The 11467-nt window shown below is 71.4% G+C and carries 12 protein-coding genes; 6 read left to right on the top strand and 6 right to left on the bottom strand.

Features of this window, described 5'->3' with window-relative positions:
* Window positions 1–18 precede the first annotated feature (18 nt).
* Complete coding sequence (gene pstS / locus GL263_RS12480; RefSeq protein ID WP_182855734.1) at window positions 19–1152, bottom strand: phosphate ABC transporter substrate-binding protein PstS; 1134 nt, start codon at window positions 1150–1152, stop codon at window positions 19–21.
* A gap of 569 nt (window positions 1153–1721) precedes the next feature.
* Here pstS and GL263_RS12475 point away from each other — a divergent pair.
* Both GL263_RS12475 and GL263_RS12470 read left to right on the top strand, forming a co-directional pair.
* Window positions 1722–2831: a C40 family peptidase gene (locus GL263_RS12475; RefSeq protein ID WP_182855733.1), complete on the top strand. Its 1110-nt coding sequence runs from the start codon at window positions 1722–1724 to the stop codon at window positions 2829–2831.
* A gap of 204 nt (window positions 2832–3035) precedes the next feature.
* Window positions 3036–4292: a PP2C family protein-serine/threonine phosphatase gene (locus tag GL263_RS12470; protein WP_182855732.1), complete on the top strand. Its 1257-nt coding sequence runs from the start codon at window positions 3036–3038 to the stop codon at window positions 4290–4292.
* A 19-nt stretch (window positions 4293–4311) separates the two neighbouring features.
* On the opposite strand, the gene GL263_RS12465 is transcribed toward GL263_RS12470, so the two are convergent.
* The 3 genes from GL263_RS12465 to GL263_RS12455 all read right to left on the bottom strand — a co-directional run bounded on the left by GL263_RS12465 (window position 4312) and on the right by GL263_RS12455 (window position 5778).
* Window positions 4312–4656, bottom strand: coding sequence for a DUF2516 family protein (locus GL263_RS12465; RefSeq protein ID WP_182855735.1), 345 nt, complete (start codon window positions 4654–4656; stop codon window positions 4312–4314).
* Between the two features lie 118 nt (window positions 4657–4774).
* A complete protein-coding gene (locus GL263_RS12460) occupies window positions 4775–5332 on the bottom strand; it encodes a hypothetical protein (protein ID WP_182855731.1) in 558 nt (185 codons plus the stop codon).
* 20 nt (window positions 5333–5352) lie between these two features.
* On the bottom strand, window positions 5353–5778 hold the full coding sequence (locus GL263_RS12455) for a helix-turn-helix domain-containing protein (RefSeq protein WP_182855730.1): 426 nt from the start codon (window positions 5776–5778) through the stop codon (window positions 5353–5355).
* A 135-nt stretch (window positions 5779–5913) separates the two neighbouring features.
* Here GL263_RS12455 and GL263_RS12450 point away from each other — a divergent pair, with 135 nt between their 5' ends.
* Complete coding sequence (locus GL263_RS12450) at window positions 5914–6627, top strand: N-acyl homoserine lactonase family protein (protein WP_182855729.1); 714 nt, start codon at window positions 5914–5916, stop codon at window positions 6625–6627.
* A 7-nt stretch (window positions 6628–6634) separates the two neighbouring features.
* Here the strand turns inward: GL263_RS12450 and GL263_RS12445 are convergent, their stop codons facing one another.
* Entirely contained in the window at window positions 6635–7177 is a 543-nt protein-coding gene (locus GL263_RS12445) for an AAA family ATPase (protein ID WP_182855728.1), read from the bottom strand.
* Between the two features lie 279 nt (window positions 7178–7456).
* Here GL263_RS12445 and GL263_RS12440 point away from each other — a divergent pair, with 279 nt between their 5' ends.
* The 3 genes from GL263_RS12440 to GL263_RS12430 all read left to right on the top strand — a co-directional run bounded on the left by GL263_RS12440 (window position 7457) and on the right by GL263_RS12430 (window position 10938).
* The gene (locus GL263_RS12440; RefSeq protein WP_182855727.1) at window positions 7457–9853 is read left to right on the top strand and encodes an ATP-binding cassette domain-containing protein; all 2397 of its coding nucleotides are present in this window, start codon (window positions 7457–7459) and stop codon (window positions 9851–9853) included.
* A 202-nt stretch (window positions 9854–10055) separates the two neighbouring features.
* Window positions 10056–10388, top strand: a complete 333-nt coding sequence (locus GL263_RS12435; protein ID WP_182855726.1) for a deoxyxylulose-5-phosphate synthase — start codon at window positions 10056–10058, stop codon at window positions 10386–10388.
* A gap of 79 nt (window positions 10389–10467) precedes the next feature.
* Window positions 10468–10938 (top strand): GNAT family N-acetyltransferase, encoded by a 471-nt coding sequence (locus GL263_RS12430; protein ID WP_182855725.1) that lies wholly within the window; start codon window positions 10468–10470, stop codon window positions 10936–10938.
* 93 nt (window positions 10939–11031) lie between these two features.
* Here the strand turns inward: GL263_RS12430 and GL263_RS12425 are convergent.
* Window positions 11032–11467 (bottom strand): cation transporting ATPase C-terminal domain-containing protein (locus tag GL263_RS12425; protein ID WP_182855724.1); only part of this gene is annotated, 436 nt, incomplete at its 5' end.

Below are 11467 nucleotides of genomic sequence, written 5' to 3'. Positions count from 1 at the left end.
GCCCGGAGGGGTCAGGCCTCAGGAGAGGGCCTCGACCTGCTCACGAACCTTGGTGAGGATCTCGTCCGGCAGCGGCGCGTAGTCGATCTCGGCCAGCTTCTTCTGGCCGTCCTCGCTGGCGGTGTAGTTGAGGAAGGACTTCAGCGCCTCGACCGTCTCGGACTTGTTGCCCTTGTCGCAGACGATCTCGTAGGTCACCAGGATGATCGGGTAGGCACCCTCCTCCTTGGTGGCGTAGTCCAGCTCCATGGCCAGGTCGCCGTCCTTGCCGACGATCTTGCCGGAGGCGATGCCGGTGGAGGAGTTCTCCACGGTGGCCTCGACCGGCTCACCGGCGCCGGTGTCCAGCTTCACGGTCGGGATGCTGTTGCCCGTCGCGTAGGACAGCTCGAAGTAGCCGATGGCGCCGTCGTTCTGCTTCACGTTCGAGGCGACGCCCGCCGAGCCGTTCGCCGACTGGCCGCCCTTGGCGGCCCAGGCCTTGGCCGGCTCGTACTTGTAGTCGTTCGGGGCGGCGGTGGCCAGGTAGGTGGTGAAGTTGTCCGTGGTGCCGGACTCGTCGGAGCGGTGGAAGGCCTGGATCTTGGTGCCCGGGAGCTTGGCGTCCGGGTTCAGCTTCTTGATGGCCTCGTCGTCCCAGCGGGTGATCTTGGAGTCGAAGATCTTCGCCAGCGTCGGGGCGTCCAGGACCAGGTCGTCCACGCCGGAGAGGTTGTAGCCGATCGCGACCGGGCCGCCGAGCATCGGCAGGTTGACCGCCTTGCCGCCGTCCTTGCAGACCTTCTGCGACTCCTTGACCTCGTCCTCCTTGAGGGCCGAGTCGGAGCCGGCGAACGCGGTCTTGCCCTGGAGGAACTCCTGGATGCCCGCACCCGAACCGGTCGGGTTGTAGTTGATCTTCGTTTCCTTGCAGGCCGCCTGGTACGCGTTCACCCACGCGTCGATGGCGTTCTTCTGCGCGCTCGAGCCGGAGGCGAGCAGGTTGCCCTTGCCCTCGCAGTCGATGTCGCTGGCGGCGGCCGTGCCGCCGTCGCCATTGCCTCCCCGGCCCGTGTTGTCGTCGGATCCGCAGGCGGTCAGGACCAGGGCACCGGTGACCGCGATAGCGCCGACAGACAGGGCGCGAAGCCGGTTCGTGCGCTGAAGCTTCACTTTGGTTCAGTTCCTTCCTGAGCCCGCCGGTGGGGCGGCGGAAAGCAGTGGCTGGGTTTGTTGCTCGGGTTGTCCTGCCTCGATCAGCAGTACGGCGCTTGCCCCGGTTCGGCCCGGCAGACTCGCACTCCGTACGGCTGAAATTAGGCAGATCAGGTGAAGCGCCCGACGGTCGAGAGTGAACGCGAGGTGAACCTCGGCGGTCGGTGCAGTTGCCGTGGTTATGGCTTCGTGACGTGACCCGTCGGTCGGCTACCGGCGGTGGTCGGACGGTCGCTCGGTGAAGGATTCGGTCGGCTCGGCGTCGTCGGGAGTCGTGGGAGCCGGACGTGTCCGGCCGGGCCTTCAGGCGGGTTCCTGGGCTTCTGGTCGTTTTGTGGAGGGCTCTTCGTCGGGTTTCTCCGGGCCTGCCCGGCGGACGGCCGCCGTCACCCTGTTGAATTCTCCCGTGACGTGGCACCATCCGCGCGGGGGACGGACCCGGCCGGTGGCCACCGACGGGGGCCGCCGGACAGGCGCCTGCGCCGCAGGGGAACAAGCCGGGGAACAAGGGGGAGGGGACGGACCACGTGATACGCAAGGGCGCCGTACTGGCCGGTGCGCTCGCCGCACTGCTGCTGCCCGTCGGGGGACAGGCGTGGGCCGCGCCGGAACCGCCGCCCGCCACCGAGCCGGGCGACGGCCGCGCGGACGGTCGGAGGGACGGCCGGGGGAACGCCGACAGCGCCGCCGACGCCGCCCGCACCGCCCGGCTGGAGAAGGTCCGCCGCCGCATCGCCGAACTGCACGACCAGGCCGGCTCCGCCACCGACGCCTACAACGCCGCCCAGCAGAAGGTCCGCCGCCAGGAACGCCGCATCGCCGACCTGGCCCGCAGGATCGACAACAACCGCGTCCGGCTCGACAAGCTCAACGACCAGGCCGGCGCCATGGCCCGCGCCCAGTACCGCGGCCTCGGCCTGCCGGTGAACCAGCGCCTCGCCGTGGAACGCGACCCCGAACGCTTCCTCCACTCCCTCGGCCTCCTCCGCCAGGGCCAGCGCGCCACCCGTGGCGTGATCAACGACCTCGCCGAGACCCAGGAGACCCTCCGCAGCTACGCCAAGAAGGCCGGCCGGCAGTGGGAACAGCTCGAAGCCGACCGCAAGGCCAGGGCCAAGGCCAAGAAGAAGATCGAGGAGAAGCTCAAGGCGGCCGAGAAACTGGAGTCCGAGCTGGCCTCCGACGACCGCGCGCGCCTCGCCGAACTCGAGGACCAGGCGTCCTACCGCCGGCAGCTGGACTGGCTGCGCAGCGGCGTGCTCGAGGAGATCAACGGAACCGCCTCCGCCAAGGGCCGCGCCGCCCTCGCCTTCGCCCTCGACCAGATCGGCCGCGACTACGAGTGGGGCGCCACCGGCCCCCGCACCTTCGACTGCTCGGGCCTCACGCTGCGGGCCTGGGAGGCCGCCGGCGTGCGCATCCCGCGCACCTCGCAGCAGCAGTGGCAGGGGCTGAAGCGCGTGCCGATCAAGGACATGCGCCCCGGTGACCTCATCATCTACAAGACCGACGCCAGCCATGTCGGCATGTACGTCGGGGACGGCACGATGGTGCACTCCCCACGCACCGGCCGGCAGGTCCGGGTGGAGGGTGTGGGCGCCCTCCCGATCAGGGGCGTCGTCCGCCCCGACGCGTAGGCGCCCCACGGGCACGCCCTCCGTCGAGTCCTCACCCGGGCGGGCGCGCGGTGTGATCCGTTTAACTCCGTGGGCATATGCCGTTGTTGCGTGCCGCACTCGGCGGCCGCAGGCGTTCCGCTGCCGCCCGGCCGCCCGGTAGGGTCGCTCGCGACGTCCGACACCGGGCGTCGACGCCTCCGGGGGGAGGGAAGAGGACAGCCGATGCCCCGACCGGTGGGCGAGCAGACAGAACGGGCGACACCGTCGCCGGTGGCCCAGGCCACCGCGCCGCACGGTGCCCCCGTCACGCCCAGCGGCCCCGGTACTCCCGGCACCTTCCCCCGCCAGGCACGCACCCTCCTGGTGATCGCCGACGACCCGTCCGCCGGCGCCGCCTCCCTGCCCGCCCTGCTCGACGCGGCCGGCAGGCTCCGCGTCCGCACCGCCCGCAACCTCACCGAAGCGGCCCGACTCCTCACCGACGACGTCGGCTGCGTCCTCCTCGACCTCGCCGAAGGCGACCTCGACGTGCTGCGGGAGGTCGTCGCCATGGCGCCCCGCCAGGCGGTGCTCGTGCTCACCGACGAGGACGACCCCGAGAAGGCCGCCGAGGCCGTCCGCCTCGGCGCCCAGGACCAGCTCCCCCGGAAGGACCTCGACGCCGCCCTGCTCAGCCGGGCCATCCGCTACGCCGAGGAACGCAAACGCTCCGACCTCGCCCGCCGGCAGCTCGCCGAGTCCCGGCTGCGCGCACAGGAGAACGCCCGACTCGAACGCGGACTCCTCCCCACCCCGCTCCTGGACGGCAGCGGGCTCGCCCTCGCCCGCCGCTACCGCCCCGGCCGCTCCCGGGCACTGCTCGGCGGCGACTTCTACGACACCGTCCGCACCGACGACGGCACCGTGCACGCGATGATCGGCGACGTCTCCGGCCACGGCCCCGACGAGGCCGCACTCGGCGTCGAACTGCGCATCGCCTGGCGCGCCCTCATCCTCGCCGGTCTCAGCGGCGCCCCGCTGCTCGGCACCCTCCAGCAGGTGCTCGAACACGAACGCTCCGGCGACGAGGTCTTCGCCACCCTCTGCATGATCGACATCGCGCCGGCGGAGGACGCCGCCACCCTGTGGCTGGCCGGCCACCCGGCCCCCGTACTCGCCGACCCCGAGCCGCGCCTGCTACCCGAACACGCCGCCGGACCGGCACTCGGCCTGCTGCCGACAGCCGAATGGCCCGCCGCGCACATCCACCTGGGCCGGCACTGGCACCTGCTGATGTACACCGACGGGCTCATCGAAGGCCGGACCGGCGACGGCCGGGAACGCCTCGGCCAGGAGGGCATGCTCCACCTCGTCACCGACTCGCTGCACGCCCACCCCACGGGCGGCCAGCCCTTCGTCGACGACCTGCTGCACGAGGTACGCCGCCTCAACGACGGCGAACTGACGGACGACGTCGCGATGCTGCTCCTCAGCCGCTGACCCGTCGCCCGCTTCCGGCTCAGCGCCCGCCGTTGTACGGCCCGTACGGCCCGTCGCTGCTGCTGCCCCGGTACCGGCCGCCGCTTCCGCCGCCGCTGACCCGGATCAGCGCGGGCCGCACGTCCACCATGTACACGATGTTCGCGATCACACCCGCGATCATGAGCAGCATGAAGCCCGGCAGGATGAGGTTCACCGCGACGATCACACCCAGGATGATCAACCAGAACTGCTTCGTCTTCTTGTCCGCCGCGACGTAGGCGTCCGGGCGGCGCAGCGCCGCGTCCACAAAGCAGAAGATGGCAAAGATCAGCAGACCGAGGAACAGGAATCCCCTCAGAGTGTTGAAGCCCTCCAACAGCACGCCGGCCACCACCTAGCTCTAGAAGATTCGCCGTTCCTCACCTCAACGCTACCCGCACGGCCGGCCGGACACGTCACACCGTGCCCGGCCGCCGTACGGATGCCGCTACCGCCGGTGATCAGTCCTCGGACTTCGCCGTCGACCGACGCGGGGTCGTCTTCCTCGCCGCAGGCTTCCGCGCGCTGCCGCTACCGGCCTCCGCCTTGTCGTCCCCCTTGGCCTCGGCCTTGGTCTCCGCCTTGGCCTCGGCCTTGCCCCCGGCCTTCGCGCCGCCCTCACCACCGGCGGTCGGCTCGGTCACCTTGACGGGCTCACGCTCGATGGTCGCCTCGTACGTCGGGTCGGCCTCGCCACCCTTGGCGCGCCAGCCCTCCACGGCCACCTTGCCCTGCTCGGCGAGGGAGTCGTAGCCCTCCTTCGCCTTCACGGCCGCCTCGGCGGCGTAGCCGATGCCCTGGAGCGCCAGGTGCTGGGCCTGCTCACGCAGCTTCTTCAGGTCCGCGTCGAGCGTGGCCAGCGCGCCCTGCACGCGCTCCTGCATGATCTTCGGGTCCGTCGAGCGGATCTTCGCGATCCGCTCCGGGGCCTCCGTGCGGACCTTCTCGATCACCCCGGCCGCGAAGTAGAGCGGCGTCGGGTCGGTGATGGTCTTACGGATCTCGTCTGTGCTCGGCATGAGTCGTCCTTCCCGGGCGGCTATGTCGCGGTGTCCTTGGTGCCGACGCCGCCTTCGGCGCCCGCCGTACGGCCTTCCGGCCCTTTCACGTTCCTGCCGTCCGCGTCGTTCTGGGCTCGGAACGACGCGTAGATCTGAAGCAGCGCCTGCTTCTGGTGCTCGGTGATCGACGGATCCGCCAGGATCGCCGCCGTCACCTCCACCTCGTCGCGCTCCCGCTCCTCCAGCATCCCGGCCCGGACGTACAGCGTCTCGGCCGAGATCCGCAGCGCCTTCGCCAACTGCTGGAGGATCTCCGCGCTGGGCTTGCGCAGCCCGCGCTCGATCTGACTCAGATACGGGTTCGACACCCCGGCGGCGTCCGCGAGCTGCCGCAACGAGAGCTGCGCGTTACGGCGCTGCTCACGCAGGAACTCCCCGATCTCACTGGGGTGCAACGAGGCCATGCCCCCACCATCCCCCACCCCGCTAACTTTTGCAAGCAACCGCTTGCAAAAGTGTTCCTCCTCTCCGCGGGTCCTTCGCGACGTGACGTCCCGCCAACACGGCCGGGCGTCACCGTCATCTGTCAGCATGGCCGGATGGTGGGGAACACGTCGGTGCGCCGACTCGATCTCGGGTACTTCGTCCGACCGGCCTCGGAGGCGGGCGGCCCGCAACCGCGAGTCGAACCCGTCCTCGCCTACCTGGTGCGCCACGACAAGGGACTGATCCTCTTCGACACCGGCGTCGGCGACGCGGACCCCGAGACCGAAGCCCGCTACCGACCCCGGCGCCGCCCGTTGCGGGAAGCCCTCTCATCGGCCGGCGTCACCCCCGACGACATCACCATGGTCGTCAACTGCCATCTCCACTTCGACCACTGTGGCGGGAACCCGCTTCTGGCAGGCGTTCCCATCCTGGTCCAGGACGTCGAACTGGCCACCGCCCGCCGAGGGGGCTACACGATCGACGAACTGGTCGACTTCCCCGGCGCGATGTACGAGGAGATCGCCGGCGAAGCCGAGATCTGGCCCGGAGTCCGCATCCTTCCGACGCCCGGGCACACCCCGGGACACCAGTCACTGGTCATCCGCCAAGGGGCCGGCTCGACAGTGCTCGCCGGCCAGGCCTACGACCTCGCCTCCCACTACGCGTCCGAGCAACTCGCCCGCCACGCCACACACGCAGGCGTCGAGCAGCCGCTACCTCCCTACCAGCCCTGGCTCGACCGGCTCGCCGACTTCGCCCCGCGGCGGGTGCTCTTCGCGCATGACTGCTCGGTGTGGGAACCGCCGCGGGGGGACAGTCGCTGAGGCGGCCTCAGCTGTCCGCTCGGGAGACCGACGCGATTACGTGGTCGGCGAGTTCGGACGGGGTGAGTTCGCCGTCCAGGAAGACGGTGTCGGCGGGGAGGGTGTCGGCCGCGGCCGTGCACCGTTCGATCCGGTCCTTGGCCCAGCGCCGGACCTGTGCCTCCCGTTCGGGGTCGTCGGGGAAGAAGGTCCGCCCGTCGATGCGCTTCTCCAGTGCGGCTCGGGGGACCGTGAGGAAGAAGTGGTGGACCTTGACGTCGGCCGTTCTCAGCGCGCCGAAGACCTCGTCGACGTAGGCCGGATCGACCAGCGTCATGGGGACGAGGACCGGGCGGCGGTACTCCTCCACCAACCCGACCGCCAGCGCTGCCACCTGGCGCCGCCACAGCCGGAGGTCCTGGAAGTCGCCCGTCGGGACGTCCACGATCCTCCGCAGGACGAAGCCGACCATCTCCGGGTCGTAGACCAGCGCGTCGGGCCATCGCGGCCGCAGCTCATCGACCAGCGTGGTCTTCCCACTCCCGAATGCGCCGTTCACCCAGACGATCATCGTGGTCGCTCCTCGTTTGTCGTCGCGCGCCTGTTCGGCTTGCTCTCGGACTCAGCATGGCGGGCGCGGGAGCGCAGGCAGGTGGTCGGCGGCCGGTCGCCCTCCTCCTCGGGAGGGCGGTGACCGCCGCCGGGGAAGCGGGTCAGGAATCAAGAAGCGGGGTGGACGTGGCCTGGCTAGCGTGAGGTCGGTAGGCGTCATGGCGGGCCGACCGCCGCCGCGTGACGGTGACGGCCCGGCGAGGAGGGGCGGCTCCGGCCGCCAGAGGGAGACACAGCGATGAGTACGGCCTCGAAGACGGACGCGCCGGAGCCCGGCCCCGCGCCGCACGTCGCGGACAGCCACGGCCTGATCCGGGTGCACGGCGCCCGGGAGAACAACCTCAAGGACGTCAGTGTCGAGCTGCCCAAGCGCCGGCTGACGGTGTTCACCGGGGTGTCGGGGTCGGGCAAGAGCTCCCTGGTGTTCGACACGATCGCCGCCGAGTCGCAGCGCATGATCAACGAGACCTACAGCGCCTTTGCGCAGGGCTTCATGCCGACGCCGGCCCGCCCCGAGGTGGACGTGCTGGACGGCCTGACGACCGCGATCACCGTCGACCAGCAGCGGCTGGGCGCCGACCCCCGCTCGACGGTCGGTACCGCCACCGACGCGAACGCGATGCTGCGGATCCTCTTCAGCCGACTCGGGAGCCCGCACGTCGGCCCGCCCAGCGCCTATGCCTTCAACGTGCCGTCCGTCCGGGCCGCCGGCGCGATCACCGTGGAGCGCGGCGACCGCAAGGCCGTGAAGGCGACCTTCACCCGCACCGGCGGCATGTGCCCCGAGTGCGAGGGACGCGGCACGGTCTCCGACATCGACCTCACCCAGCTCTACGACGACTCCAAGTCGATCGCCGAGGGCGCGTTCACCATTCCCGGCTGGAAGTCGGACAGCTGGTGGACGGTGCGGACCTACGCCGAGTCGGGCTTCCTCGACCCGGACAAGCCGATCCGCGAGTTCACTGAGCAGGAGATGCGGGACTTCCTCCACCGCGAGCCGACGAAGGTGAAGGTAGAGGGCGTCAACCTCACCTACGAGGGGCTGATCCCGAAGATCCGCAAGTCCTTCCTGTCGAAGGACCGGGAGGCGATGCAGCCGCACGTCCGGGCGTTCGTCGACCGGGCCGTCACCTTCACCGCCTGCCCCGGGTGCGGCGGTACCCGGCTGAGCGAGGCGGCCCGCTCCTCGCGGATCGGGGAGGTCAGCATCGCCGACGCGTGCGCGATGCAGATCACCGACCTGGCCGCCTGGGTCCGGGGCCTCGAGGAGCCTTCCGTGGCGCCGCTGCTGACCGCGCTCGGGCAGACACTCGACTCGTTCGTGGAGATCGGGCTGGGCTATCTGTCGCTGGACCGGCCGTCGGGCACGCTGTCGGGCGGCGAGGCGCAGCGCGTGAAGATGATCCGGCATCTCGGCTCCTCGCTCACCGACGTCACCTACGTGTTCGACGAGCCCACGATCGGCCTGCACCCCCACGACATCCAGCGGATGAACAACCTGCTGCTGCGGCTGCGCGACAAGGGCAACACCGTGCTTGTGGTGGAGCACAAGCCGGAGACGATCGAGATCGCCGACCACGTGGTCGATCTCGGCCCCGGCGCCGGCACGGGCGGCGGCGCGGTCTGCTTCGAGGGCACCGTCGACGGGCTGCGGGCGAGCGGGACCGTCACCGGGCGGCACCTCGACGACCGGGCGACGCTCAAGCCGTCGGTCCGCGAGCCGTCCGGGACGCTGGAGGTGCGGGGCGCCGGCACCCACAACCTGCGGGACGTCGACGTGGACATCCCGCTCGGGGTGCTGTGCGTCGTCACCGGCGTGGCCGGTTCGGGCAAGAGTTCGCTGATCCACGGTTCGGTCTCCGGACGTGACGGTGTGGTGGCGGTCGACCAGAGCGCGATCAAGGGCTCGCGGCGCAGCAACCCGGCCACCTACACCGGTCTGCTCGACCCCGTCCGCAAGGCGTTCGCCAAGGCCAACGGCGTGAAGCCGGCGCTGTTCAGCGCCAACTCCGAGGGCGCCTGCCCGACCTGCAACGGCGCCGGCGTCGTCTACACCGACCTCGCGATGATGGCCGGTGTCGCGTCCACCTGCGAGGACTGCGAGGGCAAGCGCTTCCAGGCAGCGGTACTGGAGTACCGGCTCGGCGGCCGGGACATCAGCGAGGTGCTCGCGATGCCGGTGGCCGAGGCGGAGCGGTTCTTCGCGGCCGGCGAGGCCCGCATCCCGGCGGCCCACAGGATCCTCACGCGCCTCGTCGACGTCGGCCTCGGCTATCTCACCCTGGGCCAGCCGCTCACCACGCTGTCGGGCGGCGAGCGCCAGCGGCTGAAGCTGGCCACGCACATGGCCGAGAAGGGCGGGGTGTACGTCCTGGACGAACCGACCGCCGGGCTGCACCTCGCCGACGTGGAGCAGCTCCTCGGCCTGCTGGACGGTCTTGTCGACTCCGGGAAGTCGGTCATCGTCATCGAACACCACCAAGCGGTCATGGCCAAAGCCGACTGGATCATCGATCTGGGCCCGGGCGCCGGGCACGACGGCGGCCGGATCGTCTTCGAGGGAACGCCGGCCGACCTCGTCGCCGCGCGCACCACGCTCACCGGCGAGCACCTGGCGGCCTACGTCCGCGCCTGATCGACGGAGGCCGCACCTCCGGGGCCTGGGCTGCCGGGGTCCGGGGGCCTGGGCGGACGAGGCCCGGGTCCTGGGCGGACGCTCCCGCCGGTCATCGATGATGCCGGGGTGTGAAGGAGTTCCACCAGCCCTGTGGACAACTCCCCGGCACCCGCCTGTGGACAACTCCCGGGCCGCCAGCGCCCGGGCGTACTCTGCGGGCATGGCTGGACATGCAAGGACGTCGTACGTGTGCCTGCCCTGCCGGGCCTCCTACAAGCAGTCCCACGGGCCCGAGCGGGAGCGGGTCTGCCCGCGATGCGCGGGCCGGCTCCTCCACGCGGGCTCCGCGTTCGCGCCGCCCCGGCGGAAGGACGTCGCGGCGTGGCGGGTCCTCTCCGTGCTGCTGCACGCGGGCGTCGGGTTCCACAAGAGCTGCTGCGGTGGTCCCGGCTTCCGGCCCCGCACGACGCGGGAGGTCCGCGAGCGCATAGCCCACGCGCGGCGCACGGGTACGCCGTACGCCCGCGCCCTGACGCTGCCCGACGTCCCCTGACGCTGCCCGACCTGACGCCGGCCGACGTCCCCTGACCCACGCAGGGCCGCCCGGCGCCGGGCGGTGCGAGCATGGGCGGGTGGATGACAGCGTGGAGATACGGCCCGCCCGTCAGGGGGAGTCGGCCGACGTGGCGGAGCTCCGGTGGCGGTGGGTGCGGGAGAACGGGGCCGCGCCGACGCTCACCCGCGAGGTGTTCGTCAGCCGCTTTGTCCGGTGGGCGCGGGAGAACGAGCACACCCACCGGTGCCTCGTCGCGGTGCGCGGACCGCGGGTGGTCGGCATGGCGTGGCTGGCGACGGTCCCCCGGGTGCCCAGCCCGCTCGCCGTCGAACGCGCCTCCGGCGACGTGCAGTGTGTGTACGTCGTACCGGAGGAGCGGGACGGCGGGCTCGGCGGACGGCTTGTCGAGGCCGTGCTCGACCTCGCCCGCGAGCAGGGCCACGAGCGGGTGACCGTCCACTCCAGCGACCGGGCGGTCGCCGGCTACCGCCGCTGGGGGTTCGACGCCTCGCCGCGACTGCTCCAGGCGGAGCCGGGGGCCCGGTGAACCGCCCGGCGCCGCCCCTCAACCTCCGAGCGGCGCCGCCCGCCGGGCAGCGCCGCCGAACAGCGCCGCCCGCCGAACAGTGCCACCCGCCGCTCACATCAGACGGGGACGCAGATGCTTGTCGACGGCGATCACCACCGAGGCCAGCGCGGCGAACGCCGCGACCCGCAACCACGCCCCGGCCTCGATCGGCGCGGTACCGAACAGGGCGTTCATCACCGGCAAGTAGGTGATGAGCAGTTGGCCCGCCAGCTGCACCAGCACCCCGCCGATCACCCACGGGTTGCTGAAGAACCCGAGCCGCCAGACCGGCCGGGTCAGCGACCGGCAGCTGAACAGGTAGACCACCTGGACGGCGACCAGCAGGTTGACGGCGGCGGTGCGGGCCTCGGCCAGCTCCACACCGGCCGCCCGTTCCCAGTTGAAGATCCACCAGGCGCCGATCACCATCAGGGCCGAGACCAGCGCGATGCGGGCCGAAAGCCCGACCGTCAGCAGCGGCCGCGCGGGGTCGCGGGGCGGGCTGTCT

The organism is Streptomyces durbertensis, from assembly GCF_014156695.1.
In the GTDB taxonomy this organism is placed as follows: Bacteria; Actinomycetota; Actinomycetes; order Streptomycetales; family Streptomycetaceae; genus Streptomyces; species Streptomyces durbertensis.
The sequence above is the reverse complement of the archived record's forward strand: the minus strand, read 5'-3'. Positions and strand labels throughout refer to the sequence as shown.

What these genes read in the sequence shown, in the direction of transcription:
- GL263_RS12470 (WP_182855732.1), top strand. Translation starts at nt 3,036, where the DNA reads ATGCCCCGACCGGTGGGCGAGCAGACAGAACGGGCGACACCGTCGCCG.
- GL263_RS12460 (WP_182855731.1), bottom strand. Translation starts at nt 5,332, where the DNA reads ATGCCGAGCACAGACGAGATCCGTAAGACCATCACCGACCCGACGCCG.
- GL263_RS12455 (WP_182855730.1), bottom strand. Translation starts at nt 5,778, where the DNA reads ATGGCCTCGTTGCACCCCAGTGAGATCGGGGAGTTCCTGCGTGAGCAG.
- GL263_RS12450 (WP_182855729.1), top strand. Translation starts at nt 5,914, where the DNA reads ATGGTGGGGAACACGTCGGTGCGCCGACTCGATCTCGGGTACTTCGTC.
- GL263_RS12445 (WP_182855728.1), bottom strand. Translation starts at nt 7,177, where the DNA reads ATGATCGTCTGGGTGAACGGCGCATTCGGGAGTGGGAAGACCACGCTG.
- GL263_RS12440 (WP_182855727.1), top strand. Translation starts at nt 7,457, where the DNA reads ATGAGTACGGCCTCGAAGACGGACGCGCCGGAGCCCGGCCCCGCGCCG.
- GL263_RS12435 (WP_182855726.1), top strand. Translation starts at nt 10,056, where the DNA reads ATGGCTGGACATGCAAGGACGTCGTACGTGTGCCTGCCCTGCCGGGCC.